Annotated in this window: 32 protein-coding genes and 1 tRNA gene; 18 read left to right on the top strand and 15 right to left on the bottom strand. The window is 63.4% G+C overall.

Translation table 11 applies throughout. The features are described from left to right. The first annotated feature begins 42 nt into the window (after window positions 1–42). The 9 genes from BFL28_RS18935 (at window position 43) to BFL28_RS18900 (ending at window position 6,762) form a co-directional block, all read left to right on the top strand. Window positions 43–795: a GDSL-type esterase/lipase family protein gene (locus tag BFL28_RS18935; RefSeq protein ID WP_069322082.1), complete on the top strand. Its 753-nt coding sequence runs from the start codon at window positions 43–45 to the stop codon at window positions 793–795. Window positions 796–798: 3 nt separating this feature from the next. Further along, window positions 799–1,923, top strand: a complete 1,125-nt coding sequence (locus tag BFL28_RS18930; protein ID WP_069322081.1) for an acyltransferase family protein — start codon at window positions 799–801, stop codon at window positions 1,921–1,923. Between the two features lie 72 nt (window positions 1,924–1,995). Beyond that, window positions 1,996–2,712: a heme ABC transporter permease CcmC gene (ccmC, locus tag BFL28_RS18925; protein ID WP_173655800.1), complete on the top strand. Its 717-nt coding sequence runs from the start codon at window positions 1,996–1,998 to the stop codon at window positions 2,710–2,712. Next, window positions 2,709–2,840 carry a heme exporter protein CcmD gene (locus BFL28_RS20425; protein ID WP_079247308.1) on the top strand — a complete coding sequence of 44 codons (132 nt, stop codon included), beginning with the start codon at window positions 2,709–2,711 and terminating at the stop codon, window positions 2,838–2,840. Before ccmC ends, BFL28_RS20425 begins: the two co-directional genes overlap by 4 nt. Next, complete coding sequence (ccmE, locus tag BFL28_RS18920) at window positions 2,837–3,286, top strand: cytochrome c maturation protein CcmE (protein WP_069322080.1); 450 nt, start codon at window positions 2,837–2,839, stop codon at window positions 3,284–3,286. The genes BFL28_RS20425 and ccmE overlap by 4 nt, the downstream gene beginning before the upstream one ends. Beyond that, window positions 3,283–5,211, top strand: a complete 1,929-nt coding sequence (locus BFL28_RS18915) for a heme lyase CcmF/NrfE family subunit (RefSeq protein WP_069322079.1) — start codon at window positions 3,283–3,285, stop codon at window positions 5,209–5,211. Before ccmE ends, BFL28_RS18915 begins: the two co-directional genes overlap by 4 nt. Then, a complete protein-coding gene (locus tag BFL28_RS18910) occupies window positions 5,208–5,735 on the top strand; it encodes a DsbE family thiol:disulfide interchange protein (RefSeq protein WP_069322078.1) in 528 nt (175 codons plus the stop codon). Before BFL28_RS18915 ends, BFL28_RS18910 begins: the two co-directional genes overlap by 4 nt. 5 nt (window positions 5,736–5,740) lie before the next feature. Next, window positions 5,741–6,112, top strand: coding sequence for a cytochrome c-type biogenesis protein (locus BFL28_RS18905; RefSeq protein ID WP_420911780.1), 372 nt, complete (start codon window positions 5,741–5,743; stop codon window positions 6,110–6,112). Beyond that, window positions 6,112–6,762 (top strand): tetratricopeptide repeat protein, encoded by a 651-nt coding sequence (locus tag BFL28_RS18900; RefSeq protein ID WP_069322076.1) that lies wholly within the window; start codon window positions 6,112–6,114, stop codon window positions 6,760–6,762. The genes BFL28_RS18905 and BFL28_RS18900 overlap by 1 nt, the downstream gene beginning before the upstream one ends. Here the strand turns inward: BFL28_RS18900 and cmk are convergent. Together cmk and aroA are read right to left on the bottom strand one after the other, a co-directional pair. Beyond that, window positions 6,759–7,397, bottom strand: a complete 639-nt coding sequence (gene cmk / locus BFL28_RS18895; RefSeq protein WP_069322075.1) for a (d)CMP kinase — start codon at window positions 7,395–7,397, stop codon at window positions 6,759–6,761. The two genes, BFL28_RS18900 and cmk, sit on opposite strands and share 4 nt — an antisense overlap. Further along, window positions 7,394–8,734 (bottom strand): 3-phosphoshikimate 1-carboxyvinyltransferase, encoded by a 1,341-nt coding sequence (aroA, locus tag BFL28_RS18890; RefSeq protein ID WP_069322074.1) that lies wholly within the window; start codon window positions 8,732–8,734, stop codon window positions 7,394–7,396. Before aroA ends, cmk begins: the two co-directional genes overlap by 4 nt. A 110-nt stretch (window positions 8,735–8,844) precedes the next feature. On the opposite strand from aroA, the gene BFL28_RS18885 reads away from it, so the two are divergent. From BFL28_RS18885 to BFL28_RS18875, 3 genes are all read left to right on the top strand, one after another. After that, window positions 8,845–9,162: an FYDLN acid domain-containing protein gene (locus BFL28_RS18885; RefSeq protein WP_069322073.1), complete on the top strand. Its 318-nt coding sequence runs from the start codon at window positions 8,845–8,847 to the stop codon at window positions 9,160–9,162. 64 nt (window positions 9,163–9,226) lie between these two features. Beyond that, a tRNA-Ala gene (locus BFL28_RS18880) sits at window positions 9,227–9,302 on the top strand. 90 nt (window positions 9,303–9,392) lie between these two features. Continuing rightward, complete coding sequence (locus BFL28_RS18875) at window positions 9,393–10,961, top strand: site-specific integrase (RefSeq protein WP_069322072.1); 1,569 nt, start codon at window positions 9,393–9,395, stop codon at window positions 10,959–10,961. A 17-nt stretch (window positions 10,962–10,978) separates the two neighbouring features. Here the strand turns inward: BFL28_RS18875 and BFL28_RS18870 are convergent, their stop codons facing one another. The 6 genes from BFL28_RS18870 to BFL28_RS18845 all read right to left on the bottom strand — a co-directional run bounded on the left by BFL28_RS18870 (window position 10,979) and on the right by BFL28_RS18845 (window position 15,876). Beyond that, the gene (locus BFL28_RS18870; RefSeq protein ID WP_069322071.1) at window positions 10,979–11,653 is read right to left on the bottom strand and encodes a hypothetical protein; all 675 of its coding nucleotides are present in this window, start codon (window positions 11,651–11,653) and stop codon (window positions 10,979–10,981) included. Beyond that, on the bottom strand, window positions 11,640–11,918 hold the full coding sequence (locus BFL28_RS18865; protein ID WP_069322070.1) for a hypothetical protein: 279 nt from the start codon (window positions 11,916–11,918) through the stop codon (window positions 11,640–11,642). The genes BFL28_RS18870 and BFL28_RS18865 overlap by 14 nt, the downstream gene beginning before the upstream one ends. Window positions 11,919–12,218: 300 nt before the next feature. Next, entirely contained in the window at window positions 12,219–14,477 is a 2,259-nt protein-coding gene (locus tag BFL28_RS18860; protein WP_069322069.1) for a hypothetical protein, read from the bottom strand. Window positions 14,478–14,543: 66 nt separating this feature from the next. After that, window positions 14,544–14,948 carry a hypothetical protein gene (locus BFL28_RS18855; RefSeq protein WP_069322068.1) on the bottom strand — a complete coding sequence of 135 codons (405 nt, stop codon included), beginning with the start codon at window positions 14,946–14,948 and terminating at the stop codon, window positions 14,544–14,546. A gap of 122 nt (window positions 14,949–15,070) precedes the next feature. Beyond that, complete coding sequence (locus tag BFL28_RS18850) at window positions 15,071–15,580, bottom strand: hypothetical protein (RefSeq protein WP_069322067.1); 510 nt, start codon at window positions 15,578–15,580, stop codon at window positions 15,071–15,073. Further along, complete coding sequence (locus tag BFL28_RS18845; RefSeq protein ID WP_069322066.1) at window positions 15,577–15,876, bottom strand: hypothetical protein; 300 nt, start codon at window positions 15,874–15,876, stop codon at window positions 15,577–15,579. The genes BFL28_RS18850 and BFL28_RS18845 overlap by 4 nt, the downstream gene beginning before the upstream one ends. A gap of 112 nt (window positions 15,877–15,988) precedes the next feature. Between BFL28_RS18845 and BFL28_RS21215 the strand changes: the two genes are divergently transcribed. Beyond that, a complete protein-coding gene (locus BFL28_RS21215; RefSeq protein ID WP_069322065.1) occupies window positions 15,989–16,279 on the top strand; it encodes a hypothetical protein in 291 nt (96 codons plus the stop codon). A 484-nt stretch (window positions 16,280–16,763) separates the two neighbouring features. On the opposite strand, the gene BFL28_RS18835 is transcribed toward BFL28_RS21215, so the two are convergent. From BFL28_RS18835 to BFL28_RS18815, 5 genes are all read right to left on the bottom strand, one after another. Beyond that, complete coding sequence (locus tag BFL28_RS18835; RefSeq protein ID WP_069322064.1) at window positions 16,764–18,071, bottom strand: transposase; 1,308 nt, start codon at window positions 18,069–18,071, stop codon at window positions 16,764–16,766. A 147-nt stretch (window positions 18,072–18,218) separates the two neighbouring features. After that, on the bottom strand, window positions 18,219–18,800 hold the full coding sequence (locus BFL28_RS18830; RefSeq protein WP_069322063.1) for a recombinase family protein: 582 nt from the start codon (window positions 18,798–18,800) through the stop codon (window positions 18,219–18,221). 2 nt (window positions 18,801–18,802) lie between these two features. Continuing rightward, window positions 18,803–19,042: a hypothetical protein gene (locus BFL28_RS18825; protein WP_069322062.1), complete on the bottom strand. Its 240-nt coding sequence runs from the start codon at window positions 19,040–19,042 to the stop codon at window positions 18,803–18,805. Window positions 19,043–19,158: 116 nt separating this feature from the next. Beyond that, window positions 19,159–19,374 (bottom strand): hypothetical protein, encoded by a 216-nt coding sequence (locus BFL28_RS18820; protein WP_069322061.1) that lies wholly within the window; start codon window positions 19,372–19,374, stop codon window positions 19,159–19,161. A gap of 291 nt (window positions 19,375–19,665) precedes the next feature. Next, the gene (locus BFL28_RS18815) at window positions 19,666–20,400 is read right to left on the bottom strand and encodes a hypothetical protein (protein ID WP_069322060.1); all 735 of its coding nucleotides are present in this window, start codon (window positions 20,398–20,400) and stop codon (window positions 19,666–19,668) included. Window positions 20,401–20,479: 79 nt separating this feature from the next. Here BFL28_RS18815 and BFL28_RS18810 point away from each other — a divergent pair, with 79 nt between their 5' ends. Both BFL28_RS18810 and BFL28_RS21210 read left to right on the top strand, forming a co-directional pair. After that, window positions 20,480–21,970, top strand: coding sequence for a hypothetical protein (locus BFL28_RS18810; protein WP_241527404.1), 1,491 nt, complete (start codon window positions 20,480–20,482; stop codon window positions 21,968–21,970). A gap of 270 nt (window positions 21,971–22,240) precedes the next feature. Further along, entirely contained in the window at window positions 22,241–22,408 is a 168-nt protein-coding gene (locus BFL28_RS21210) for a hypothetical protein (RefSeq protein WP_173655799.1), read from the top strand. Window positions 22,409–22,429: 21 nt separating this feature from the next. On the opposite strand, the gene BFL28_RS18805 is transcribed toward BFL28_RS21210, so the two are convergent. After that, window positions 22,430–23,719, bottom strand: coding sequence for an MFS transporter (locus BFL28_RS18805; protein ID WP_069322058.1), 1,290 nt, complete (start codon window positions 23,717–23,719; stop codon window positions 22,430–22,432). Window positions 23,720–23,863: 144 nt separating this feature from the next. Between BFL28_RS18805 and pgsA the strand changes: the two genes are divergently transcribed. From pgsA to BFL28_RS18790, 3 genes are read left to right on the top strand one after another with little or no spacing between them, the layout of a single operon-like run. Beyond that, window positions 23,864–24,418: a CDP-diacylglycerol--glycerol-3-phosphate 3-phosphatidyltransferase gene (gene pgsA, locus BFL28_RS18800; protein ID WP_069322057.1), complete on the top strand. Its 555-nt coding sequence runs from the start codon at window positions 23,864–23,866 to the stop codon at window positions 24,416–24,418. Beyond that, a complete protein-coding gene (moaD, locus tag BFL28_RS18795) occupies window positions 24,418–24,669 on the top strand; it encodes a molybdopterin converting factor subunit 1 (protein WP_069322056.1) in 252 nt (83 codons plus the stop codon). Before pgsA ends, moaD begins: the two co-directional genes overlap by 1 nt. Further along, window positions 24,666–25,121 (top strand): molybdenum cofactor biosynthesis protein MoaE, encoded by a 456-nt coding sequence (locus BFL28_RS18790; RefSeq protein ID WP_069322055.1) that lies wholly within the window; start codon window positions 24,666–24,668, stop codon window positions 25,119–25,121. Before moaD ends, BFL28_RS18790 begins: the two co-directional genes overlap by 4 nt. Here BFL28_RS18790 and BFL28_RS18785 read toward each other — a convergent pair. Continuing rightward, on the bottom strand, window positions 25,103–26,011 hold the full coding sequence (locus tag BFL28_RS18785; protein WP_069322054.1) for a hydrogen peroxide-inducible genes activator: 909 nt from the start codon (window positions 26,009–26,011) through the stop codon (window positions 25,103–25,105). The genes BFL28_RS18790 and BFL28_RS18785 overlap by 19 nt on opposite strands. Window positions 26,012–26,036: the final 25 nt, after the last annotated feature.

Below are 26,036 nucleotides of genomic sequence, written 5' to 3'. Positions count from 1 at the left end.
GCATGCACCCGCTATGCGAATCGCGCGTGGCGGGAGCAGGCGATGGACGAGATGGCGTCAGTGAAGGCGGAAGGTGGCGTACGGCGCAAGCTGCTGTTCGCGCTCGCGATCTTCGTTGCCGTGCTGACTGGCTGGATGTTCGGGCGGAATGCGGAACGTGAGCGGCTATTTGCCGAGGCGGCCGCTTCACCGCTACCGACTGCGCCTGTTCCAGCCTCGCTCCGCGGATGCTCGATCTGGTTCATCGGCAGTTCGTCGATCGCTAACTGGCACAGCATGCCCGAGGATATGGCGCCGTGGGAGGCGCGCAATCGCGGGATCGGTGGCGCGACGATGCGAGAGATCACGCATCGCTTCAAGAACGAGCCGGACGGCGTGCCGCCCGCCGCGATCGTCTATTATGCGGGTGAGAACGACATTGCATTTGGCGGTACGGCCGACCACGCGATTGCCGACCTGCAAGCATTCATTGCCGCCAAGCGTGCCCGCTATGGCCAGATGAAGATGATGATCGTCTCGCTCAAGCCGTCGCCGACCCGATGGGACGATCGACCGAAGCAGCTGGATTTCAACCGCCGGGCCAGCGCCATCGCGACCGGTCAGGCTGATCTTGCCTTCCTGGACATTGAAGCGTCGTTGCTGATCGCAGGGCGTCCCGGCCCCTACTTCCGCGAGGACGGCATTCACCTCAACGACGCCGGATACCGCAAATGGCCGCAAGCCATTGCCGGTGCGATGCCGATTATCCTGCCAGATCAAGCCCGGCGCTGTAACGCGCCGCCGCGTCAGGCTTGACCGGTGCGCCACAACCATATCGCAGGTCTGGATAGCTGGCGCGCCGCCTTGCTGGCCGGCGGACTGTTCTTCCACGGCACGATGCTTCAGCCCAACCACCCCCTGTTCCATGTCATCGAGGCCATCTCGACCAGTTTCCGGATGGCGGCATTCTTTGCGATCGCGGGGTTCCTGGCGGCGCGGTCGCTGAGCAGGCAGCACGCTAGCGACTGGCTGACCGGCCGGTCACTTCGCATCGGTGTTCCAGCGTTGTTCGGTATTGCCGTGATTTCACCGGCGATCCATTCGATGCTCGTCGCGGGGCTGCCGTCCGATCGAAGTGCGAATGTCCTGCCGTTCGAATGGCACCATCTGTGGTTCCTGTTCGCACTGCTGCTTTATCAGGGCGTCGCGTTCCTGATCGTCGGGCACGTTGCATCGCGTGATGGTGCGCGGGTGGTCGCACGCCTGCGCAATTGGGGGCAGTGTGCCGTGATCGCCGCGCTTGCCGGGCTGACGCTGTTCCTGATGGTCGTTACGGTGTGGATCGTCCTGCGCATCGCGCCTCCAGCGCTCCAGCCGATGCTGATGGAAACCCGGCTGATCGTCGGGTACCTCCCACTCTATCTGTTCGGCATGGCACTCGCGAGTTCGCGTGCGCTCCGTGAGACGATGCTCAGGCGCACCGCCGTGCTGGCCTCGATCCTGCTCCTCGCGGTGTGTGGCTACGGCGCCTGGAGACTCGGCATCGCGCCTCGCTATGCCGCCGCTGCGGGTGCGGCGGTCGAGATGCAGCTCCGCTTCCTTCTGGGCGCGCTATGCCCTTCGGCCGCGGTGCTGGTGGTCCTTAGCTCCGCCATGCGGATCCCGGCGTCCGGTGCCTGGGTGACGCGCCTCTGCGCTGCTTCCTTCACGATCTATATCGTGCACTTCCCCTTGTTGATTGCTACCAACCTGATCCTTGCGCGATATCATGCACCGCCGTTGATCGGCTATGCCGTTGCTATCGGGGTGGTCGGGCTGCTGAGCTATGGCATCCACGCCTGCATTGTGCGGCGATCGGTGCTGGCCAGCATGTTGCTGAATGGCCGAATGCCGCAGATGCGCTGGCAGGCACCGCCGTTGCCTGCGCTTCCGGAACCCAGATGATCGACATCGGCAGCCAGTAAGAAACGCGAAGTGGATTCGCAGCGCGAACTGCCGTAAAGGCGCGGCAATATCGTGATCCACGCTCTCGCCAATCCCACGCGCTTCCTGAAAATCGCGCGCTTGCTGACGCCGCTTCTGTTCTGGGGCGGGCTGGCGCTGGTGCTGTTCGGCTGCTGGGGCGGGCTGACTCAAACCCCGCCGGATTACCTGCAAAAGGAAAGCGTGCGGATCATGTACATCCATGTGCCCAGCGCTTGGTTGGGCATGGGGGGATGGAGCAGCCTGGCGCTGGCCTGCTTCGCCTTCCTAGTCTGGCGTCATCCGCTCGCGGCGCTGGCGGCGCGCGCGATCGCGCCCGTCGGGGCGGTGTTCGCGGCGCTGTGTCTGATCACCGGTTCGATCTGGGGCCGGCCCACCTGGGGGACGTGGTGGGAGTGGGACGGGCGGTTGAGCACGATGCTCTTGCTGCTGTTCATCTATATCGGCTGGATCGCACTCGAACGCGCCGACCGTGAGCGTGGCGGCGACGGTCGCATTCCGGCCTTGCTGGGCATTGCCGGCACCGCGCTGTTGCCGGTGATACGCTATTCGGTGGTGTGGTGGAACACGCTGCATCAGGGGCAGAGCCTGTCACTGACGAAATCGACAATCGACCCGTCGATGCTATGGCCGCTGCTGGTCAACCTGATGGGCTTCAGCCTGTTGTTCGGCGGGGTCGTGCTGATGCGGATGCGTTCCGCACTGGCTGAACAGCGGATCGAGGCACGTATACGTCGGATGACGGCATGAACCATTGGCCGTTCATCATCGCTGCCTATGTGGTTACCGCGATCGGGGTGGGCGGGCTGTCGCTCGCAAGCTGGATCGCGATGCGTCGAGCCGAACGCGCGGCTGAAGCGTTGCGAGACCGCCGGTGAAGCGCAAGCATCAGCGCCTGTTCCTGGGCCTCGCCGCGCTGGGCGCGATCGGCGGGGCGAGTGGGCTTGCGTTGTCGGCGCTGCAGGACCAGGCTGCGTTCTTCTATACGCCGAGCGACGTTGCGACCAAGTCGCCCCTGACGGACAAGGCAGTCCGGCTTGGCGGCATGGTCGAGAAGGGGTCGATCAGGCACTTGAGCGACGGAGTCACTATCGCCTTCGTCGTCACCGACAATGCGGCGAAAGTGCCGGTGCGGTTCACCGGCGTCGCGCCCGACCTGTTCAAGGAAGGGTCCGGCGTGGTCGCTGAGGGCAAGTTCACTGATGCCGGCGGCTTCGTTGCGGACAATTTGCTCGCCAAGCATGACGAGCGCTACATGCCGCCGGAGATCGCCGACAAGATGGCGGCTGCTGGGGCCGGCACGACTGCGGCTGGCACCAAATGATTGCCGAGGCAGGACTGGCGGCGCTGTGGTTCGCGGCGGCGATGGCGCTGCTTCAGCTGGCGTCCGCGGCGCTCGGGCTCCGGCTGAAGCAGGACGAACTGGCCGCCGCGGTGCGGCCGGTGGCGATTGCACAGGGGGCACTTGCCGCGCTGTCGTTCGCACTGCTGATCATACTTTTCCTGCGCAGCGATATGTCGGTGCTGCTCGTGGCGCAGAACAGTCATTCGGCCAAGCCGCTGCTGTACAAGTTCGCTGGTGCGTGGGGCAATCACGAAGGCTCGATGCTCCTGTGGGTGACCGTGCTCGCGCTTGCCGGCGCGGGCATCGCGATGTTCGAGCGCAAGCTGGATCGCGCGACGCTGATCGCCACCTTGGGGGCACAGGCGTTCATCGCGCTGGGCTTCTACGCATTTCTGGTGATCGCCTCGAACCCGTTTACCCGCCTCGATCCGCCGGCACTCGATGGCATGGGATTGAATCCGCTGCTTCAGGACCCTGGCCTGGCGTTCCATCCGCCGACGCTTTATTTCGGCTATGTCGGGCTTTCGATCGCCTTTTCCTTTGCGGTCGGCGCCATGATCACGCGCGAGGTCGGACCCGTCTTCGCCCGCGCGATGCGGCCGTGGGTACTGGGCGCCTGGATATTCCTGACCATCGGCATCACCGCAGGCAGCTATTGGGCCTATTACGAACTTGGCTGGGGCGGCTGGTGGTTCTGGGACCCGGTCGAGAACGCATCGCTGATGCCCTGGCTCGCCGCGACCGCCTTGCTGCACTCGGTCAACGTGCTGGCGGCCCGGGACGGACTGCGCGCCTGGACCCTCATGCTGGCGGTCGTTGCCTTTTCGATGTCGATGCTCGGCACGTTCCTGGTACGATCGGGCATCCTGACCAGTGTCCATGCCTTTGCCGTCGATCCGACGCGCGGCAGTTTCATTCTGGTGCTGCTCGCCATCTATATCGGCGGCGCGCTTGCCCTGTACGGCGCGCGGGTCGGGCGAGTGAAGGCGGGACAGCCATTCGACCTGCTGAGTCGTGAAGGCGGGCTGGTCCTCAACAACTTGCTGCTCAGCGTCATTCTGGGCATCGTCCTCATCGGCACGCTCTACCCCATCGTGGCGCAGGCCATGGGGCAACAGTTGTCGGTGGGGCCGCCCTTTTTCAATAAGACGACGGGACCGATCGCGCTTTTCCTGGTCGCGGCCATGGCCGTGGGACCGATGCTGCGCTGGCGCCGTGACGAGGCCAACGCGATACTGGAGAAGATGACGGTGCCGGCCGGGGCGGCGGCGCTCGTGACGGCAGCGACGTTCCTGGCCGCGGACGATGCCAGTTGGATGGAGATCGTCGGCCTGGGTCTTGCCGCCGCCGTTGCGATCGCCAGCTTCGCGCCGCTGTGGAGGCGCAATCTGTTGCGCACGCCGCTGTTCACCTGGGGCATGATCGTGGCCCATTTCGGCTGCGCGGTCAGCTTGGCCGGGATGGCGGCGGACAGCGCGTTCACGAGCGAGCGGCTGGTGGCTGCGCGCTATGGTCAACCCTATTATGTCGGGCCGTGGCGGATCGTGCTGAACGGCGTTGCGCCGGTAGTCGGCGATAACTGGTCGGCGGTCGAAGGTCGCGTGACGGCCATACGGAGTGACGGGGGCACGCCCTTGCTGCTCACGCCGCAACGGCGCTTCTACGCCTCGCCGCCCACGGATACCGCGGAAGCCTCGATCCGCACCCGTGTCGATGGCCAGCTATACGCCGTGCTGGGTGCCCAGGATGCACAGGGCCGGTGGCAGCTGCGGCTGTGGTGGAAGCCGTTCGTGACGTTGATCTGGTTCGGCGGCGGATTGATTGCGCTTGGCGGTGCCTTGTCGCTGATCGGCCGTATCTCTCGCGAGCGGCGCAGCGTGCGTCGTCGAGAGGAAGCGGAATGAAGCGCTGGCTGCTCTGGGTCCCTCTCATCGTGTTCGCCGGGCTGGTTGCGGTTGCAGGGTCGCGGCTGATCGCGCCGCCCGACACGGTGGTGAAATCGGCGTTGATCGGTAAGCCGCTGCCCGACTTCGCGCTGGCGCCGCTGCTCCCCGCCAAGCCGGGGCTGGACCGCGGCGACCTGGCGACCGGCAAGCCGCGCCTGCTCAACGTCTTTGCCAGCTGGTGCGTACCCTGCATCGCCGAAGCGCCCCAGTTGATGAAGCTGAAGGCCGCAGGGGTCCAGATCGATGCGATCGCGATCCGCGACACGCCGCAGGCAGTCGCCGCTTTCCTTGCCCGGCACGGCGACCCTTATGCCCGGATCGGCAGCGATCCGCAGAGCCAGGTTCAGATCAGCATCGGCTCGTCTGGCGTGCCCGAAACCTTCGTCATCGACGGGCAGGGTCGGATCGCGGCGCAGCATATCGGCGACATTCGCGAGGAAGACGTGCCCAAACTGCTCAAGGCGCTGGAGGACGCGCGATGAGCATGATGATCGCGCTGGCGCTCACGGCCGGCATGCCCGTCGATCTCGGCTATGCGCAGATCCCCGATGCCACGAAGGAAGCGCAGGCGGCCGAACTGATGGCAGAGCTGCGTTGCCTCGTCTGCCAGGGGCAGTCGATCCACGACAGCGATGTCGACATGGCCGCGGACATGCGCCGCGTCGTGCGGCAGAAGATCGCAGCAGGCGAGAAGCCGTCTGAGGTGCGCGCGTGGCTGATCGAACGCTATGGCAGCTATGTGACCTATGACCCGCCACTGAGTTGGGCAACCGCGCCGCTATGGCTCGCGCCGCTGCTTCTGCTGGCCGCAGGGCTTTGGCTTGCGCGCGGATCGCTTCGGCGGAGGCGTCGCGCATGATGGGCTGGCTTGCCCTGGCGGGGATCGGCGCAGCGGTGTTTACGTTGCTGTGGCTTCTCGGTCTGCCGCGCAGCTTGTGGTCATTAGCCGGCGCGGCACTGATGCTCGGTGCAGCCGGTTATGCGCTGCAGGCGCGGTCCGATCTGCCGGGCGCGCCAGTCGAAGCCGGCCGCAAGGCGCAGCAGGACGATCCCATGCTGCGCGACCTGCGCGGCGCCATGTTCGGGCGATTCACGTCGGACGACAGCTACTTTTTCGCCTCGGACGCCCTGATCCGTGGCGGGGACGCCCGCCGTGCGGCAAGGCTCATGCTCGGCGGGGTGCGTTCTTCGCCCCAGGACTCGGCGCTGTGGACCTGGCTCGGTGTCGTGCTGGCCGAGGCGGATGGCCGCACCGTCTCGCCAGCGGCGGCGGTCGCATTCCGTCGCGCGATCACGCTTGCGCCGAAGCATCCGGGTCCACGCTTTTTCTACGGACTGGCGCAAGTGCGCGCCGGGCAGTTCGCCGCCGCGCGGCCGCTCTGGGCAGACGCACTCGCCTTGACACCGGCCGGTGCCGGCTACCGACGCGATATCGCGACCCGCCTGGCCTTGCTCGACCGGTTCCTTGAGCTTCAGGCAAGCGAGCAGCAGCGGCCCACAGGCGACTAAAGTCGGCCGGCCTTCGCTGCGCGGAGTCGCTCAACCAGCTGGATCGCCTTCTGCACGGCCGAATCGATCGACAGGAAGCTTGTGTCGAGCACTGCTGCGTCCGGCGCGGCGACCAGCGGCGCTGCTGCGCGTTTCGAATCCCGCTCGTCGCGAGCTCGAATGTCTGCCAGCACCTTGTCGATGCTGACGGACAGGCCGGCTTTCTTCAGTTCGGCATGACGGCGCTGAGCGCGGATCGTCGGCGTCGCCTTGATGAACAGCTTGGCGTCCGCATCAGGGGCGATCACCGTCCCTATGTCCCGCCCGTCCAGAATCGCGCCGCCCGGCTGAAGCGCGAACCGCTTCTGACGTTGCAACAGTGCCGCGCGAACCAGCGGGTGGGCCGACACGATCGACGCGACCTTGCCGACCTCGTCCGTCCGCAGATACTCGTCGGCCAGCAGCAGGTCGTCGAAACCGCAGGAGGCGACCGCGTCCGCCTCGCGTTCCGGGTCCAGTTCCTCGCGAAGCACTGTCGCTGCGACCGCGCGATAGAGCAGCCCGGTGTCGAGATGCGGCAGGTGATAATGGCGCGCCAGCGCGCGGGCGATGGTGCCCTTGCCCGATGCGGCGGGTCCGTCAACAGCGATGATCATGCGGGTTCGTCCCGGCCGGTCAGTTGGTCGAGCGTCGTGAAAAAGCTTGGGTAGCTGGTCGCGACCGGCGCCGCATCGTCGATACGTACTGGCGCACGGGCGCCCAGGCCGGCCACGACCATGCTCATCGCGATACGGTGGTCCAGTTTGGAAGCGACCGCGCCGCCCCCGGCAATCGGCTTGCCCGCACTGCCGGTGATGGCAAGGCCGTCCTCGAACTCCTCGATCGCCACACCATTGTTGCTAAGCGCCGCGGCCATGGCAGCGATGCGATCGGACTCCTTGACGCGCAGCTCATCGGCCCCGCGCGCGATCGTACGACCATCGGCAAAGGCCGCAGCGACGAACAGCGCCGGATACTCATCGATCATGCTGGGCGCGAGGTCCGCGGGCACTTGGATGGCGGACAGCGGGGCATGGCGTACGCGCAGATCGGCGACGGGCTCGCCCCCGACGACGCGCCGGTCGATCTCGGCAATATCCGCGCCCATCATGCGCAGCGCGGTGATGATGCCGGTGCGCGTGGGATTAAGGCCCACATTGGCGATCGTCACGTCCGACCCCGGCACAATTGAGGCCGCGACCATCCAGAACGCCGCGGAAGACGGGTCACCGGGAACCGTGATCTGCTGCGGCTTCAGCTCTGCTTCTCCACGGATCGAGATGACCCGGCCCTGAGGCGAGTCCTCGACCGACAGTTCCGCGCCAAAGCCGGTCAGCATCCGCTCGCTATGATCGCGCGTGGCGATCGGTTCGATCACCCGCGTGATACCCGGTGCGTTCAGTCCCGCCAGCAGCACGGCCGACTTCACCTGCGCCGACGCGACCGGCAGGGTGTAATCGATCGGCACTGCCGGATTCAGGCCGCGCATCGTCAGCGGCAAGCGCCCACCCGGGCTGGACGTGAACTCGGCGCCCATTCGGGACAGTGGATCGATCACGCGGCCCATCGGCCGCTTCGACAGCGACGCGTCGCCGGTGAAGGTGGCTGTGATGCCGTGGCTGGCGATCAACCCCATGAGCAAGCGGGTGGACGTGCCGGAGTTGCCCATCTCGAGCGCCGTTTCCGGCTGGAGCAGCCCGCCCACGCCGACGCCCCACACGTGCCAGGCACCGTCATCGTGGCGTTCGACAGTCGCGCCCATCGCGCGCATCGCGGCGGCGGTCGCCAGTACGTCCTCGCCCTCCAGCAACCCCTCGATCCGGCTTTCGCCTACGGCCAGGCCGGCGAACATCAGCGATCGGTGGCTGATCGACTTGTCGCCCGGGACGGTTAGCGCGCCGCGCAGCGGGCCGCGCGCGTCGATGGCGAAGGGGAAGGGGGTCGAGGCACTCATCGGCCGCGGCTTTGACAGGGGGCTTGCGCTATGGCAAGGCGCGCGCCACTTCAGCGGGGACGCAAATTCCCGTCATCCTTGAAAATCGCAGCAAAGGTTAGAGCGGCACTATGGTGAAGCCGGAATGGGGCACGAAGCGGACTTGCCCGAAATGCGCGACGCGCTTCTATGATCTGACCAAGGACGAACCGGTCACCTGCATCGCCTGTGCGTTCGCCTGGGAGCCTGAGCCAATCCTGAAGTCGAAGCAGCCGCTGCCGTTCGAGGCGGTGAAGGCCGACGTGGACAAGACGAAGGACGCTGACACCGATCTTGACGCCGATCTGGACGTCGATGAGGATGCGGAAGGCTCGCCGGACGACGATGTCGATCTGGGCGGCGACGACGATCTGGGCGTCGCTACCGCCGATGACGAAGACGAAAGCTAAAAAAGCGGGGAAAGCGGATTGCAAACCGCGCGGCGGCTGCTAAACGCCGCCTTCCCGGACGGATGGGGCCGTAGCTCAGCTGGGAGAGCGTCGCAATGGCATTGCGAAGGTCAGGGGTTCGATCCCCCTCGGCTCCACCATCCGTTCCAAGCTGCTGAAAACGCAGCAAAACGGCAGAAAACCTAGGCTTTTTACGAGCGGCTGTTACAAACGTAGCAGGAGCGAAAGCCATGTGTACTCACCTCGCGAAACGCGGCTCGACCTACTATTTTCGGCGGGTCATCCCGGCTGATCTGCGGCCCGCGTTCGGCGGTCGCAGCGAGTTCATGCTGAGTCTGCGCACCAAGGATCGCGACGAGGCCAAACGCCTCATTCCTCGCCATACGATTGAAACGGACGGGCTGCTCGACAAAGCCCGCGCCAGGATGTCTCAAATTTCCCCACAGGACGTCGTGCAGGCTCGATCGGATCGGGCCGCAGCCTATGAGGCCGCGCGGGAAGAACATGACCGCGTAGCCTCTGAAATCGGCCTGCGGGAGGCGGATGAGAAAGAGGCGCGGCGGGAGGAGCTATCTGACGCCATTGCAGCGCTGCGAAACCGCCTGCGTGGCCGAACCGCTGAAATGACACCGGAGGAGCGCACCGTCGCCTACCTGTTCGAGGAAGTCGAGTTCGATCGGGACATCCTCCGCGATCGGCTGGCTTCAATGAAGGTGCAGCGGGCCGCGCTGGACGGGTCGCCTGCCGCGTCAACGGAGGCTCCTGCATCGCCACGGGCACCAGCTGCACAAACGTCCGGCGTGATGTTGGATGGCGAGATTGTCGACTTGTGGTCGGCAGAGCGAAAGGTTGCCAAAAAGGGCGTGGACACGCACCGGGCCGTTGCACGATGGTTCTATGAGCGGGCGGGCCGGAAGCCTGTGGGCGCGATCACGCGGGCGGATGTGCTCACCTTCAAGACGAAGCTGGTCCAGGAGGGGCAGTCCGCCGCCAACATCAAGATGAAATTGAGCCGGCTGCGAACGTTGCTCCAATGGGCGTCCGAGAATGACTACGCCAAAGAAAACGCGGCGGCGGGGGTGTCGATCAGAGACGCTGAGGCAGCCAGGAATAGGCGGCGTGAGTTCGATCTAGCCTCGCTCAATCGCATCTTTGCTAGCGCGATATATACAGATGGCGAGCGGCCGACGGGGGGCAGGGGAGAGGCCTCTTTCTGGTTGCCGCTGCTCGCGCTCTACACCGGAGCGCGTATGGAGGAGCTTGGACAGCTACGCCCGTCGGACGTGGAGCGCGTGACGTATCCTGACGCCGATGGAAAGCCGCAGCAATCGTGGTTCATCCACATTAAAGAGGAAGCGGACGATAAGCTAAAGCTCAAGAATGCCGCCAGTGAGCGCTCCGTCCCCGTGCACCCCGAGCTAGAGCGGCTAGGTTTCATCCGGTTTGTGGAAAGCGTGCGGGAGAGCAAAGCCGATCGCCTATTTCAACTTCGCCCTAATGTGTACGGACGCCTCACCGCTAAGTGGGGCGAGTGGTTTAGCGTCCATTTGCGGGGAACCTGCAAGGTGACGGACAGGCGGATGGTGTTTCATTCCTTCCGCCATACGTTCAAGCAGTACGCGCGTGGCGCGGGCATTGTGGAAGGTGTGCAGCGGCAGATTATGGGGCACAGCCCAGGCGACGTTGCCGACGAATACGGCAGCGGCTACCCGGCTCATCAGGTCGTGGCAGGGATGGCGCTGTATCGCATTCCGGGACTTACGACGATCGAGCCTTGGACGGCGAAGGACCAGGATTAACCCGGCCCTCCTTCCGCCTATATTGAAGTTGCTGGCAACGGTCCCGCCAACGGGGCCGCGACACCCTCCCAAGCTCGCTCCGCACGGCCGTCGCTTTCGATTGATGCGCGCGGGCGGGCGCTAACTCCCTGCTGATTGCTCCACGCGTCCCGGCCTGCCCCCCCTGGGGGCAGCGCTGGAGGGATCGGGCCGGCCTGAGTGGCAGGGGCGGGGCGTTGCTCAGCTGTGCCCTGAGGAGGTGTGGCGAACGCGAACTGCTGCGGCTTCCCGTCATCCCAGCCCATGCCCAAGCCGGCCCAGTTCACGCGGCCCGCTGCGGCATCGTCGGCGGAGATTTCGCCGTTGCGTACGGCTAGCGCCGTCATGTCCGCCCGCATCATCGGTTCAAGGCCGGCTACTGCGGCTTCGTCGCCCGTGCGGATGTACGTGCTCAGGGCGCTGTCGTACTTCGCCACGGTGGTCGCATCGCTCGCCTCGATCAGCGCGTCGATCCGCGCCATTGCAGGGCGAAGCGCAGGATTGGCTTTGGCGAACTCGCCGATCGCCGCCTTGTATGCGCGCCACGGGTCATGCCCGGTTGCCATGATGGTCTGCGCGCGCCGCTGGATGGGCGCAACATCTTTGCCCGCCTCGTGCGCGACGCAAAGCGCGGCGTTGATCTGAGCGCGCTGCTTCGGATTAAATGCGGTCATTCCGCTCTTTCTTGTTCATGCAGGATTTTGTGTAGGTGTAGGTTTTGGCGATACGTTCGCCATTGAGGTACGGGCGGCCGGCCGCATTCCACTCGGCGCTGATCCCATGGAGAGCGCGGCGCGCTTCGTCCTGACTTTCGGGCGACAGGCGCGGCAAAAGGTCCAGCCGGGGCCTGCCCGTTGGCAGCGGCAAGCCTGCGGCTGCGTAGAGAGCATCCATCGCGAGCTTGGCGCTCAGCATCGCCACATCGGCGGGTGCGCTCATTTCCGGGGTGTCATGTATCCATCGGACTAGCGCCGCCAACTCAGCGGCTCGCACTGCCAGGGGGCCGTATTCGCCAAGCCGTTCCCGCAACTCGTGAAAGCTGCGGGGGCGGCGGGGATGGCTGTAGGGAGGGGCCTTTTGGAGAGGCCGGAACGGCGGCAGGTGCCGATCCTGGGGAAGTTGCTGCCGTACAAATTTGGTCATTGCGGCTTGTCGAGCCAATCAATTGTCCTCGTTCGTTGCTGTGGAGGAACGGCTACCGGGACGGGTGGAACCCCTGGGGTCCGTCATTCATGTTCCTTAGTTCATTGGGATGTACGGGTTGGGGTTCGTCACGCGGCGCTTGCGCTGGTTGCCACGGACTTCGCCCTCGACGCGGGCACGGGCCGCAGTCGCCAGCTTGCTGTACGGGATAACGACGATGCGATCCTCGCCATCGGCAGTGCCCTGCACCACAAGGGCAGGCTTGCCCGTCTGCGTATCTTGTATGCGCGTAACGATGCCGTCCGTGGGATTACTGCCCGATGCGCGCAGCGCCCCCGCAATGGCCGAGTCGATGATCTTCTCGGCCTCGCCCTGCTTGACGCCCAGCATTCGCCAAAGCGGCGTCGTGCCTGCCGGGTTGCCGGTCCAGGCCCATGCGCCGTAAACTTCGGCGCGGCCGGACTGCGTGAGCGCCTTGAACTCCTGGCGCACTGCTGCGTCATCGGACAGGCCCGGCGCGGCGCTGACGGCCACACCTGCGTTCTCGCGCACGGCGTTGACCAAGGCGCGCTTGCTGCTCTCATTGAGCGGCGTGCCGGTGATGCCGTAGCCGAACAGAGTGTAGGGCTGCGTGTCGGCGATGGCCTTCTCGGCTGCCTCTTGCACGCCCTTCCGCCGCTCGGGCGGGACGCGATCCTTGGAGTAAACGGCGGGATCGCCGAAGCTGCGCACGAAGGCGATCTGCGGCGAGGTGCCTCCCTTCACCAGCTGGTCGAACCGCTGCATCGGCAGGTGGAGATTGCCGTAGTACGCCTTCGCCGCTGCCGGGTTCGCCTTGTAGAGCGCCGCCCATTCGTCGTGCCCCGCCTTGAACTCCTTGGTGTACTGCTGGCCGAGGCTGCTCGTGATCCGGGCGCGCATCATGCTGCCGGTGCGGCCGGACACCCAGCCCTCGCGGGCGTAGGCATTGGCGATGTTCTTGAAGTTGCCGGCGCGGTAATCGTTGATGGCGAGCACGTCGAAGTCGCCCGCCTTCATGCCAGCGGCGATGCCGGAGTTGACCGCGCCAGCCGCCCACATAGCGCCGACTTGGGCCGTCTCCTGCGCATCCTCGCGGGCCTGGTCCTCCAAGTCCCATTGGCGCTGCTGGTTGCGATCGGCGATCTGCCACTGGCGGTCCTGCGCGCGCTTGAACGCGGACACCGTGGCCTTGACCACATCGCCCGCCGCGCCGCGGATGTCCTCCATGTCGAACAGGTCGATGTCCTCGATCCCTGTGGCGCGCTTGAGTTCCGCGTTGATCGACGCAAGCTCCTGCGCCGCCTCGATCGGCGTGATGCCGCCCTCGGTCTGGATTTCCGCCATCTTCATGCGCGTGTCGAGCTTGAGCAGCCGGTCGGCGAACTCTGGCTGCATGACGGCCTTGCCGAGCACGCGGTTGCCGTAGCGCTCGTATGCGTTCTCCAGCTTTAGCTTCTCGTCGTCGCCGAACACGGCGGTGATGCCGGCCCGACGCAGCGCCGACACGGCGTAGAAGTCGCCGCGCTCCATAGCGCCCGCCATGAAGTTGTAGAGGAACTTGCGGTACGTCTCGTCGTCCATGCCCTCGGGCTTGACCATCGTGCCGAGGAACACCTGCGTCTGCTGCGCGAGCGCGGTAGTCGTGGCGTCATCGGGTGCAGTCAGCCGGGCGTTCGCAGTGGCGATCTGCTGGAGCGACGTACCGGCCTTGCTGCCGAGTTCGCCGTACGTTCGCGCGGCCTCGCTTTGCAGGAAGGTGTAGCGCTCCTTGGCGACAAGCGCCGTCAGCGGCCCGCCTGCCTCGATCAGGTCTTTCTGCAAAATCTGGTCCGCGAACGGGTCGCCGGTCATGATTTCCTGGGAGGTGGTGGCGAGCACCTTGGCGAGTTCGTCGGGCGGGAGCCGTTTGAGTTGATCCATTTCCGCCATGCGGCCCTGCTGCCAGGTGGCGATTGCGCCTTGGGCCGTAAAAACCCGCGCGCCCTGCTCGTAGGCGGTCGGGCCGAAAACCTTGTTCAGGCCCTTGGACGAGGTGGTAATCTCCTCCAGCGCCACGCCTTCTTGGGCGCGGGTGTAGCCCTTGAAGAACTCCTCCTGCTGACGCCGCTGGATGTGCGGCTCCATGATCTGCTTGACGAACTGGCCCAGCCCAGCCGCGACCGGGCCGGCGTCCGTCTGCGGGCCAGCCGCGACGCCCTCGCCAACGGACTGTCCGCCGACGAGCTGCGCGCCCCGGCTTTGACCGGAGGCCCGCGCCTGCTGCTGGCCTGCCGCAGCCGGTTTGAACGCGAACGTGTCGCGCGATGCTTGCCGCCGATCGTAGCCGGTAGCCATCAGGAGTTACCTCCTGCGAATTGATTCATGTTGTGTCTTTCGTATGCGCGCTGCGGCGCTTCGTAATCAGGTCGTGGAGTGCGGCGGCGTCGCGCCATTGCGCGGGGTCAATCCTGCATCGAACAGGTCGATCAGGTCACGGCCGACCGTGCCCTTGCTTTCGCGCCGCCAGCGCGCGGCGTTCGCCTCTGCCCGAACCGCCGACAATGCACAGGCGATGCCGCCGATAAGCAAAGGTTGCCCCTGCAAACGCCATCTGCGGTATTCCGCCAAGGCAACCTCTGCCGCGTCGTCGGGCTGCGCGGCCGGGCGGGTGCCGATGGTGGCAGGGAAGCCGGCCGCTGCGGTCAGTTCGTCCGAGTGCGCGCGGACGCCTGCCTGCGCATCGTTGTCGGCGCAAGTCGCCTCGACCGCAAACCAAATTGCCAGCTGTTGTGCGAACGGTCCCCAATCGCCAGCTTGTTCAGCCAAGCCATCCAAGGTTTCTGGCCGGATCGCCGCATCGTAAGCAGGAACGCCAGCAAGATCAGCAAGGGGAGGGCTGACCTCCGCCCATGCCCAGCATTGCGTTACCGTCCACGGGAGTATGCCCGTCATGCCTTAAAATAGCCCCGCGCCTTGCCAGTCAGGTAGCGGCCCATTGCCTCGAACGGATCGTCCGGAGCGAGCGCAAGGATGTCGGCGGGAATGACCTGCGGCTTGTGCCGGAGAATGTACTGCATCACGTCATCGGGAAGTACGGCGAAGCCATCAATGGTCTGGTCCTGCCATACGCTATCATGGGCGTTCATGTCATAGCACAGGCGCTCCCATGTGATGACAAAGCGGTCGTGCGCTATGCCTTTGCGCTGGTCGTGTTGGACGCGCTCGACCCGGAAGTTCCGGTTTCCAGCCTCGAACTTGGCGATGACGGCCTTGGCCTCAGCGGCCTGCGCCTGGCTAAGTTCGGCAGTAAGACCATCACAAACCTTGCGGAGCCGTGTGGCCTCCGCTTTAGCGGCAATAAGCCTTTCGTGGAGAGCGGCGTCCGCGTTCGCCTGGGCCAGCGCCTTGCCTTGGACAGCAAGGTCATCGCGGATTTCGTCTGAGGTTCGGATTGTCATTGGTTCCTGTTGGATTTGGCGCGTGCGGCCGCAACGGTTTCCGACGACGCATTCTCGCGGCGCGGACGGTAGCCGGCAGGGTGACGCTGGCTGTGATTGTCGAGTTGATAAGCGGCCATGACGGCCTTGGCAGGACGCCGCCCTGCGGGCTGGCGCATGGCATAGTCGGGTAGGGGCAGTCCCAGCATTTCCAGGGTTGCGCGTAGCCCCGTCATGTACCGGCGATCGGTGCCGGTGAAGTATTGTTCGGCCTCCACGCTGTTAAGCGCAGAGGTATTCACGGTATGAAACGTCATTGTTCCCTTGTTTTCGGTGGATCATGTCCACAATTATCAGAGAGATAGTGCCCCGATGCGCGCCGGGGCGAAAGCAGCTGGACAAGAGCAAGTATCCGCCTAATCTTCGCGGATGATCCTGCTTGCGCTTGCATTGTCAGCCCAGAGTCCAGCGACGGGCGTATGGTTCGATTGCCTGCTAGATGCTTCCGGCCGATTACAAGGCAATGAAGCCACAGCGGAAGCCGTAGCGGACGCCGCCCTCCTGCTTTGTGAGCAAGAGGCGAAGGTTGCCGAGTATCAGGTCAGGCACTGGGCCTTCATGGCAAAGCAGCCAATGGCAAAGACCTGGGATGATACGCGGGTAGCCGTTAGGGCAGAGTTGGTGGCAGGCATTAATAAGCGTCGCGGGCAGGTTCGCTAACGCTAGCTGACGCAATTCCTCATCTAATATGATCCTAGATTTGGAGAGTCGTTGGAAGCTGCCCGGCCTACTCCCGATCAGACAGATCATCGGATGTAGCCCGGCCCGCCCGGCATGATCCTGAGTTTGGATGAGCGTCGGATGGCTGGCCCGCCCCGCCTGTCCCTCGGTTTTTCCAAGGGCCTACTCCGGGTTTGAACCCTATCGAGCGGGATGCCGTATAAGCCCGGCGAACGGCTGCACAGGAAGAATTTGTCCCCGTGTGGTTGACGGTTTCAAAACCGTATTCGGTCCAGCGCACACAACCGCTTCCGCGATTTCAGGCCGTCGAGTGCCCTCGCTACTCGGGCAGGCCCTGAGAGGCCCTGTGAGCCGTTCCGGGGATCGCGGCTATGTCATCTGCTGGATCGCTGAAATCACGCTGTACGGACTCGGCAGGGCAAATTCGGCCGTGTTCAATCCGCCGCCAGCCGCGCCCCGCAAACTAAGCTGCCCGGTACGAGTGCAAGCCGGCAAAAGCGCGCTCCGCAGTTCGGACCAAAACCGCGCCGCCACCAAGGATGCGCGGGTATGCCGATCCATGCCCAAACAGCGCCTTGCTCGCTTCGCCGACCGTCATCATCTGCGTAAGGCGGAAGTGTTCTATGCGTCGGATCAGCGCCGCCCTTTCTTCTGGTGCGATCGTGGGTAGCCCGCCGAGCTTTTCCCAGTGCAACCCTGCCGGGGCGTGTGGATGGGCCTGTATCGCGCGCTGGATTGCCGGCAGTACGCCCGCCGCTCTCCACTCGGTGAAGCGCTTGCGAACGAGCATTGCTGAGCATCCGATCTCGGTCGGTATGCTGTGCCAGCCTCCCTTGCCTTTGAGGTAGATCAACAGGCCAGCTAACGCCGCCCTGTTGCACACCTGTCGAGCCTTCGTTGAGCGCTTCTGCGCTGGCTCCGCAGGGATGAAGGCGGCGACGGCCTGCCATACGCAGGCGGGCACCGTCTCAGAGACGATTGCAGGCACAGCGGAAACAAGCTGAGCGTCGGAGAGTGCTCCGGGAAGCGGGCCAATGCCGCAGCCTAGCCGGTGGAAGTAGCTATCAAGCCAGCGCACGTGCGCGATAGCATCGGCTGGCTTGCGGTAGCCCGCGAGGCGGGCCGGCACTTTCAGGCCGTCGAGTGCGAACAGCGCGATTTCACCTGTATACCGATCCTGCACCCGCCAGCGCTGCGCTCGTGCTTTGCGGCAGTAATGCGGCTCGACATAGAAGCGGCCCATCTTCTCGCACTCGGCACGTCGCGCTGCCGCCTCCGAGCGGCGCGCCGCCGACTTAGCCAGCGCCCCAGCAACCGGCCCGGATGATGGCGGGACATTAGAGGCATCGAACCGCTTGCGAGCGGCGGCCGCAGCCTTCTCTCGGGGGGTTACTGCCCGGATGTTCCCGCGCGCGGCCTGGGCCACCAGTTCGTCCGCAAGTTCGCGGGCGGCTGCCCGACTACTCGCCGCTGTTGCGGATCGCGCCGCCGCCTCCGGATTTCCAGTGATCGCGGCAGGGCGTACACGGACGATCGCGGGCAATCCGTCGTCACATTCGACCTGGATTGCTACGATTTCACCAGAGGTGCTCCGGCCACGCCCTGCGATCGTCCCCTGCATCGTTCGCGCCGCATCGCTGCGACCGTATCGAAACGCTACCCGATCCCCGGTGCTCAGAACCGCAGGTGTCCTGGCACTGCTCTGTAACTCTTCAATGAGCGCCCGTGCGGCTTCGATTTGGTCGCGCTGTGTGATCTGCTGAGCTTCCATTCCCGATGTCGAAGCATCGCCGCATCGCTTTGGAAATACAGCTTAGCACTTCCAGGCTAATCTCGTTCCTGGCTGTCTCCTTTTTGCATCATTGATTAGGGTGGCCTGAGTATAAGCGCATTCCTTAGGCTAGCTTGTCTTGCTGTTTCACGGGCCTGCCCGCTGTTCAATCCTTTGGATGGAGGAGCGGGACACCCCGTATTCCTTTGCCAGCGTACCGAGCGATACCCCCGCTGCACGACGCCGACGCACATCCTCTTGCTGCGACTGGGATAGCGCCTGCTTGCGACCTAGAACTTTCCCGGCTGCTTTCGCCCTAGCCAGCCCGGATTGCGTCCGCTCGATCAGCAAGTCGCGCTCGAACTCTGCCACGGCGTTGATGACGCCCATAGTCATTTTCCCCGCTGGCGAAGTCAGGTCGATGCCGCCTAACGCCAGGCAATGCACCTTCACTCCATCGGCTGCTAATCGCTCGACCGTGCCGCGCACGTCCATCGCGTTGCGGCCAAGGCGATCCAACTTCGTGACGATCAGCACGTCACCGCTCTCAAGTCGATCCAGTAGCTTCGCGAAGCCCTTACGCTCCATTGCCGCAACCGATCCCGAAACGGTTTCAGTGACAACGCGCTTGGCATCGACGGCGAAGCCCGCCGCCTCGATCTCTCGCACCTGGTTGTCGGTAGTTTGATCGGCCGTGCTGACGCGGCAATAAGCAAATGCTCTAGCCATGCTCACGCCTCCAACGCCATGAGGAGTGCCGCATCGTCCATTTCTGCGATGTCGGAGGGGATCGGCCCGTCTAGGGCATCGGCAAGCGAAATCGCGGTGGCATTATACCGACGCTGAGCGCGAACAGCATTCGCGCGTTGCCGCCCCTTTGAAAGCCCGGCGATACATGCGGCGATGTCCGCAAGTTTTGCCGCTTCCGCGCGGGCGAATGCCAGCGCCGCCCCTTGATCTACGTTGCGCATTCATGCCTCCTGTTCCGAAAACGTGTCCCGGAATATGGATCGTCCCGAAATGCCCGTCAAGCTAGTTTTCGGTACAGCATGGCAGGGTGGCCCGAAATTGAACGGTTTCGGTACAGTCAGATGAGGCGCAGGCCGTAGGCGAGGTGCCAGAGGGGATTGGTTCGCGTTTCGGTATTCTCCAAGCATTGCTCTCGCTTGGCTCTCCTTAGCTCGCCACTATGCCGATCGCACATGCCCAGCATCGCCGCGTAACGGTATCGCTCAAGCCGAATGATGGCCGAGCCAAACCACAGTAGCAGGGCAAGCAGGATTGCAATGGTCAGGTTCCGCATGGCTGATCCTCAGGCATTGATGACGCGCGGCGCAGGCACGGCCGCTGCGCGCTAGAAGGCAGTTAGTGCCATCATGTCATAATCAAGCCGGGCAGGGCACCCCACGGGGGGAAATGCGCGCTAGTATGGTTGGAGTTGCCTCCTCGCACGAGTATGTCAAAATCAGGTCACAGCTTGACGACGATGCCTCAACGGTCAAGTTGTCCTTATGCCGACGAAGCCATGCCTGTGTTCTCCCGCTATCCTTTTGGCTTAGTGCAACACATGCCGCTTAGATCGCCGGCAATGCGTTTATTGCCGCGCTCCGACCAGTTCAGGCGCTAGCTCCTCGTCGGTTTCGAAGTCCATCAGTGGCTTGCCAAAATGCCGCTCCATATCCTTGTTGTACAGTTTGATAGCGGCGACCGCACGAGCGAGGTTTTCTCGGGTGAGTTCAATGATCCCGTCTAGAAGTGCGTCGAGCATTATAGAATAGGGTCGTACTCGCGCGGCCTCTTCCTTGCTCAGCCTGTGGCTAAAGATTGTTCCTCCATTTGCAACAGGCGGCGGCATAAGCTCAAAGAGAGCTTCATGGCGTAGCTTGTATTCTCCCATTGAATACGCGATGGACTGATAGCGACCTACGCACATGTCGATTTCCATTAGCAGTTCCGCTGATTTGGCCTTCAAGAGAAAGTCTATCTCGGATTGGTTCAATTCGAGTACTGCGCGCTCGGGCAAGCCTAGGGGCCGTACAAGAGGGAACTTGAAGCCAGGCGGAGCATGTTGAGTCTGCGACGAAAGACCGCTCTGAATATGGCGATTGATGTCAGCGGTGTGGTTGAGCACACGAAGCAGCTTCCAGCCTACGGCTCGGCCGATTTCCTGATCCCGTTCGTGCTGCTCTGCTCGCCGTTGCCGCTTTGCAATGGGGTAAGCGGATAGTGCTACGATTACGGCCAGGCCTGATGCTACGCCAGAAAACCAATCGGCCCAACTTCCAGCATCGAGCGTGATGATGTCCAGCAGCGAATAGCTGTAGGTCATAGCCTTCCTTTACATGCGATGTGATTAGCCTCTCACAGGCGGTTGCAGCTGATGATGCACGTACCTGAAACTCGGCAGCTTGCCCGACTTCAAGCCTTTAGCTAAGCTATTTGCAGCAAGCGGGAGTGAGGATTTGGCAGGCAAGAAAACACTTGTTCATCCGGTCCTGTTTTCAAAGCACTTCAAGGTTGACCCCAAGAAGCTGGATGCTGCCAAGCTCCTAGATCCGGTACTGAATAGCGACACAAAGCTGTTTATCGATCCGTTGCTGATCCACAAAAGCCAGAACTCGCATATCAAACGGGACGGTCGCAAGCTCATCAAGCAATCTTTCGACAACGTAATCGGCTTAGTTGACATATCCAAGGCGGAAGGCGACGCGGCTTGGAAAGGGGCATTTAAGGCCCTCAACTTAGATGAGCGACCGGAGACGGGTTTGGGGTTCGGTGGCGCGGGGACAAGCGGCAGCTCCCGTCCGCCTAAACTCAGAAATGCCATTCTGCGAACCGCAAAGGAGATAATCACGCTGGGTGAGAAGAACCCGGATATGATCCCGCTGATGGGCCTATTTGAGGAAGGCGTAGGACCCGACACTCTTAGCGACATGACTACCGGCTTCCTTATGCCGGTTCTATGCGAGATCACCGACGAGTTCTGCCGATCGAACAACATCGCCACTAGGGATTTTGGCCCCCAGTATGGGAACCGTGCCTTACCTGAAAACCCGTACTACCCGTCTCAGCCTATCGTGCTGGTGCCCCGCGATCTTCTGCGCGATCTGCCGCTAGCAGCCGATTGGTCTGACGTGTCGCGCGTCGTCATGGAGGTTCATGAGATACGCGATGCCGTAAATCAAATGTTCGGAAACTTCGCTCAGGCAAGTGTTACCGAAAAGAAGAAGGCTGTCCGCAAGATCAGCCTCAAGTCTGTTCGTATATTGCGATTAATCTTGAAAGCCGTCGCCGCAGCTTCCGAGAGCTATGACGAAAAAGCCGATCTAGACGGTTACTACCAGTTCCGGCGTATTCTTTATCAAGACCCCCAGGTTTTCGCCGGCATGTTGACACCGCCTGCAACCATGGACGCGGCGAGCTTACGTGCAACCGTCCTTGGCATCATCGATCAGTTCAAAAAGCTGGTCGAGGACAACAACATGTGGGAGCTGTTGTGGAATGGCACGGCGCATCGGCACGAGCGGGCAAGCCAGCTTTTGTTCTTTGCTGTGGCTACGGTCATGTGCGCCGTAAACAATGTCGACATATCTCCCGAAACAAACTCGGGGGGAGGCCCGGTCGATTTTAAGTTCTCAACCGGCTTTCGCGGCAGGCTGGTGGTCGAAATGAAGCTATCCACCGGCAAGGTCGAGCACGGGTATAAGACACAGCTGGAGGCGTATAAAAAAGCTGCGGCCACCTCCGCTGGCGTATTCGTGATAATGAACATCGGCGGCATGGGACTCAAACTCAAGAAGATTGAGCGCCTACGCGATTCCGCTCTCGCGGCCGGGGAAGTGGCGTCGGACATAATCGTCATCGATGCGCGCCGGAAAGCTTCGGCCAGTAAGCGATAGCGCTGTGCGCTTGCGCAACGGGAGAAAACTGTTACATCCGCCTATGCCAATCGTAACGGTGGCTCAGAAAAAGTCTTTGTTTTTCGATGGTTAAGAGGCGGCAGTTCGATCCCCCTCGGCTCCACCAATCCCGTCGGTAGGGGACTGAAAAGGCCCGGTGAGACGATCGTCTCACCGGGCCTTTTCGCGTCCAGCCTGTCCCGAAACCGAACCGCTGTTAACTAATCTAGGGATTGGCCGGAATCGTAAACGGCGCGTTAACGCTATGCCATGCGACGTCGCCTCATCCTGTCCGGCCGGGCCAACGGCCATCCGTTCCGCAACCACGTACGCCAGGTTCGCCTCGCTGTGAGACAGCGGGAGGATGACAGCGACCTCAAGTTGTTCGCGGTGAGCTTCACCGCGTTCTTCATCTGCTTCTACACGTTCCTGCTCTAGGGATCTGACTCTCGGGCAGGATCAATCGCAGGCGCGATGCAGTCGCTGTGCGATCCAGGCGGAGACGATCGCCATGCCTGCCACGAACAGCAGCTGGTCGGCCGGCCCGACGCCCAGCGTCGTGATCGCGATGACCATCAGTGCGCCCAACACCATGCCAAAGGCGTTGACGATGTTGTTCGCGGCGACGGTGCGCGCAGTCTGATCCTTGGTCACTGTCGTCGTGAGGAAGGCGTAGAGCGGCACCACGAACATGCCGCCCGCGATCGCAATGGCGATCAGCGTCCCCAGCACCAGCCACGCCTGCGGCATCACGATGAAGCTCGCCATGTCATACAGGCTGCCCCGCGCCGCCGGGATCCAGAAGCGCGATTCAAACGAGAATGCCACCACGAACACCGCCATGGCGATGACCGCAGCCGGCGAATATTTGGCTGAGATCTTGCCCTTGAGCATCGCGTTGATGATCACCGATCCGATGGCGACTCCGATCGAGAAGGTGGCGATCATCAGGCTTGCGACGCGCTCGTCCGACGTCAGGACGTTTTTCGCGAGCGGCGTGAAGATGACGATGAGCACCGAACCCATCGTCCAGAAGAAGCTGATCGCGCAGATCGCCCAGAACAGGCGCGGAATGTGCATCGTGTTGGCGATGAGGCGCCACGATGCCGTGAATGGATTGAAGTTGAGTGCGAGCTTTGCCCCCTGGCGGGGTGCGGGCGGGACCATGCGACCGACGAACCAGCCCATGATTGCGACCATCAGCGTCAGCCAGCCGGCGGTCTCGATCGACACCCAGCCGGCGATCACCGTGCCGAGCAGGATCGAAAGGTAGGTCGCGGCCTCCACCATGCCGGTGCCGCCAAGCACTTCGTCCTCGTTCAAGTGTTGAGGAAGAATCGCGTATTTGATCGGACCAAAGAAGGTCGAGTGCGTGCCCAGCATCAGCACGGCACCCAGCATCATGCCGACGCCGACCATTGAATAACCCATTTTGGCGACGATGATGCCGCATCCGCCAAAGATCATGATGCCGATCTCTGCGGTCTTGACGATGCGGATGATGCCCGCCTTGTCGTGCGTATCGGCCAGCTGCCCCGACAGGGCGGACAGCAGCACGAAGGGGATCAAGGCCATGCCGGTGGCAAGCGCGTTGAACACGAACTCGGTATCGGGGTCGTTCAGCACTTGATAGGTGGCGAACAGCACCATCGCGGTCTTGAACAGATTGTCGTTGAACGCGCCCAGGAACTGCGTGATGAAAAGGGGCAGAAAACGGCGCTCTTTGAGCAGTCCGAGCGCATTGTTCATAAGCGTGGCGGGCCTTCGTCCGTCGATACTGCGGGCTGGCATAGCCGCGCCGCACCGGCCGGGGCAACCGCTATCGGGCCGGCGTTACACGACCGTCGCGGCGGGGGATGATTGCCGCGTTCGTCGGTGCTAGAGCTTGGTACGATGCTGACACTGCCCAACATCCTGACCCTCTCGCGAATCGTCGCGGTGCCGCTGCTGCTCTTTTTCCTGTGGTGGCGCGAGTGGGAGGTGGGCTACGCGCTGGGCTTTGCGACCTACTGCCTGATGGGCATCACTGATTATTTCGACGGCTATCTCGCGCGGTCGCGTGGGACGGTTTCCAAGCTGGGGGTCTTTCTCGATCCGATCGCCGACAAGATCATGGTTGCAGCGGTCATCTTGATCCTGTGTGCCAAGGGCATCATCGCCGACATCCACATGATCGCCGCGATGGTGATCCTGCTCCGCGAAATCGCGGTGTCGGGCTTGCGCGAGTTCCTAGGCGGGATCCAGGTTTCGGTACCGGTTTCGGCGCTTGCCAAGTGGAAGACGGCGTTGCAGCTGGCATCGCTCGGCGGCCTGGTGCTCGCCGGCGCGGTGCCGGATCAAGGCTGGGTCCACGCCACCAGCCTCGCCATGTTATGGGGCGCGGCCGCGCTGACGCTGATCACCGGCTGGGACTATCTGCGCGTCGGCCTCAAGCACATGGACAGCTGATGCGCGTGCTCTACTTCGCCTGGGTGCGGGAACAGATCGGAATGAGCGAGGAATCGGTCGATCCGCCCGAGGCGGTATGCACGGTCGCCGATCTCGCCGAATGGCTCAAAGACCGCACCCCGGGCCATGCCACGGCGCTGCGTGATCTCACCCGATTGCGCGCTGCGGTGGACCAGCAGTTCGTGCCGCTCGATTCTACCCTCGGTAATGCGAAAGAAGTCGCAATCTTCCCGCCGGTCACTGGCGGATGATCCGCGTCTCGGTCGACCCTGCACCCATCGATCTTGCCAGCGAGCTGGCCGGTGTTGACGAGCTGGGAGCAGGGGCGGTCGCCACCTTCACCGGCATCGTCCGCGGCGATGATGGTGTAACCTGCCTCGAACTTGAACATTATCCCGGGATGACCGAAGCGGCGCTGTGCGACCTGGCAGAGCAGGCGGCTGCGCGATGGTCGCTCCTGTCGGCTGTCGTCATTCACCGCGTTGGCCCAATGACGCCGGGCGATCGCGTGGTGTTCATCGCGACGGCGGCAACGCATCGCCGCGCAGCGCTGGACGCGTGCGCCTATCTGATCGATCGCTTGAAGACGAATGCGCCGTTCTGGAAGCGGGAACATCGCGGCCTTGTGACCGCCTGGGTCGAGGCGCGCGCTGGCGACCATCAGGCCGCAGCGCGCTGGGCCGATCAGTCGGCGCCCGACTGAGTCAGCACGTCGGCAAGCAGCCGGAAGTCGCGCTCCCGCGGGGATGCCTTGCGCCACACCAGCGCGATGCGCCGCGATGGATTGTCGGCCTTCAGCGGCCGCGCCGTGACATGCGTGTGATCGAGAATGCCGGCATCCAGCGCCATTTCAGGCAGCATCGTTACGCCCAAGCCGTTGTCGACCATCTGCACCATCGTATGAAGCGAGGTGCCGAGCATCGTCGCCTCCGCGCGCAGTTCAGGCCGGTTGCAGGCGGCGAGCGCATGGTCCTTGAGGCAATGCCCGTCCTCAAGCAGCAGCAGCCGTGTTTCATCGATCTCGCCCGGGGTCACGGCGCCATGATCGGGCCCATACTCGCCTTCTGGAAACGCAACGAACAGCCGATCTTCGAACAGCGGTGCCGTTTCAACTTCGCCGCACGCATAGGGGAGGGCCAGCAGCACACAATCGGTGCGGCCGGTGTGCAGGCTTTCGCAGGCCGCGCCGCTCGGCTCCTCGCGCAGGAACAGCTTGAGATCCGGATAGTCGCGTCTCAGGCGCGGCAGGATGCGGGGAAGCAGGAACGGCGCGATCGTTGGGATGACGCTCATCCGCATCTCGCCAGACAGCGGCCGGCCAGCGGAGCGGGCGAGGTCTGCGAGCTCATCCGCCTCACGCAGCACGCGGCGCGCCTTGTCGACGATCCGCTCTCCCAAGGGGGTGAAGCGGACAACGCGGCGCGTACGCTCGACCAGCACGACGCCGATCAGCGTCTCGAGTTCGCGAAGCCCCGCCGAGAGGGTCGATTGCGTGACGAAGCACGCCTCCGCTGCCCGACCGAAATGGCCATGGTCCTTCAGCGCGACCAGATATTGCAGCTGTTTGAGGGTCGGAAGGTAGGTCGCCGCCATTGATCGCTCCAGACGATGAATGGCG

The sequence above is a fragment of the Sphingomonas turrisvirgatae genome (genome assembly GCF_001721295.1).
Classification (GTDB): domain Bacteria; phylum Pseudomonadota; class Alphaproteobacteria; order Sphingomonadales; family Sphingomonadaceae; genus Sphingomonas; species Sphingomonas turrisvirgatae.
The sequence above is the reverse complement of the archived record's forward strand: the minus strand, read 5'-3'. Positions and strand labels throughout refer to the sequence as shown.

Bases quoted from the DNA above. Each gene is read 5' to 3' on its own strand.
- BFL28_RS18935 (WP_069322082.1), top strand. From the start codon at position 43: ATGGACGAGATGGCGTCAGTGAAGGCGGAAGGTGGCGTACGGCGCAAG.
- BFL28_RS20425 (WP_079247308.1), top strand. From the start codon at position 2,709: ATGAACCATTGGCCGTTCATCATCGCTGCCTATGTGGTTACCGCGATC.
- BFL28_RS18915 (WP_069322079.1), top strand. From the start codon at position 3,283: ATGATTGCCGAGGCAGGACTGGCGGCGCTGTGGTTCGCGGCGGCGATG.
- BFL28_RS18910 (WP_069322078.1), top strand. From the start codon at position 5,208: ATGAAGCGCTGGCTGCTCTGGGTCCCTCTCATCGTGTTCGCCGGGCTG.
- BFL28_RS18905 (WP_420911780.1), top strand. From the start codon at position 5,741: ATGATCGCGCTGGCGCTCACGGCCGGCATGCCCGTCGATCTCGGCTAT.
- BFL28_RS18900 (WP_069322076.1), top strand. From the start codon at position 6,112: ATGGGCTGGCTTGCCCTGGCGGGGATCGGCGCAGCGGTGTTTACGTTG.
- cmk (WP_069322075.1), bottom strand. From the start codon at position 7,397: ATGATCATCGCTGTTGACGGACCCGCCGCATCGGGCAAGGGCACCATC.
- aroA (WP_069322074.1), bottom strand. From the start codon at position 8,734: ATGAGTGCCTCGACCCCCTTCCCCTTCGCCATCGACGCGCGCGGCCCG.
- BFL28_RS18885 (WP_069322073.1), top strand. From the start codon at position 8,845: ATGGTGAAGCCGGAATGGGGCACGAAGCGGACTTGCCCGAAATGCGCG.
- BFL28_RS18875 (WP_069322072.1), top strand. From the start codon at position 9,393: ATGTGTACTCACCTCGCGAAACGCGGCTCGACCTACTATTTTCGGCGG.
- BFL28_RS18870 (WP_069322071.1), bottom strand. From the start codon at position 11,653: ATGACCGCATTTAATCCGAAGCAGCGCGCTCAGATCAACGCCGCGCTT.
- BFL28_RS18865 (WP_069322070.1), bottom strand. From the start codon at position 11,918: ATGAGCGCACCCGCCGATGTGGCGATGCTGAGCGCCAAGCTCGCGATG.
- BFL28_RS18860 (WP_069322069.1), bottom strand. From the start codon at position 14,477: ATGGCTACCGGCTACGATCGGCGGCAAGCATCGCGCGACACGTTCGCG.
- BFL28_RS18850 (WP_069322067.1), bottom strand. From the start codon at position 15,580: ATGACAATCCGAACCTCAGACGAAATCCGCGATGACCTTGCTGTCCAA.
- BFL28_RS18845 (WP_069322066.1), bottom strand. From the start codon at position 15,876: ATGACGTTTCATACCGTGAATACCTCTGCGCTTAACAGCGTGGAGGCC.
- BFL28_RS21215 (WP_069322065.1), top strand. From the start codon at position 15,989: ATGATCCTGCTTGCGCTTGCATTGTCAGCCCAGAGTCCAGCGACGGGC.
- BFL28_RS18835 (WP_069322064.1), bottom strand. From the start codon at position 18,071: ATGGAAGCTCAGCAGATCACACAGCGCGACCAAATCGAAGCCGCACGG.
- BFL28_RS18830 (WP_069322063.1), bottom strand. From the start codon at position 18,800: ATGGCTAGAGCATTTGCTTATTGCCGCGTCAGCACGGCCGATCAAACT.
- BFL28_RS18825 (WP_069322062.1), bottom strand. From the start codon at position 19,042: ATGCGCAACGTAGATCAAGGGGCGGCGCTGGCATTCGCCCGCGCGGAA.
- BFL28_RS18820 (WP_069322061.1), bottom strand. From the start codon at position 19,374: ATGCGGAACCTGACCATTGCAATCCTGCTTGCCCTGCTACTGTGGTTT.
- BFL28_RS18815 (WP_069322060.1), bottom strand. From the start codon at position 20,400: ATGACCTACAGCTATTCGCTGCTGGACATCATCACGCTCGATGCTGGA.
- BFL28_RS21210 (WP_173655799.1), top strand. From the start codon at position 22,241: ATGCGACGTCGCCTCATCCTGTCCGGCCGGGCCAACGGCCATCCGTTC.
- BFL28_RS18805 (WP_069322058.1), bottom strand. From the start codon at position 23,719: ATGAACAATGCGCTCGGACTGCTCAAAGAGCGCCGTTTTCTGCCCCTT.
- pgsA (WP_069322057.1), top strand. From the start codon at position 23,864: ATGCTGACACTGCCCAACATCCTGACCCTCTCGCGAATCGTCGCGGTG.
- moaD (WP_069322056.1), top strand. From the start codon at position 24,418: ATGCGCGTGCTCTACTTCGCCTGGGTGCGGGAACAGATCGGAATGAGC.
- BFL28_RS18790 (WP_069322055.1), top strand. From the start codon at position 24,666: ATGATCCGCGTCTCGGTCGACCCTGCACCCATCGATCTTGCCAGCGAG.
- BFL28_RS18785 (WP_069322054.1), bottom strand. From the start codon at position 26,011: ATGGCGGCGACCTACCTTCCGACCCTCAAACAGCTGCAATATCTGGTC.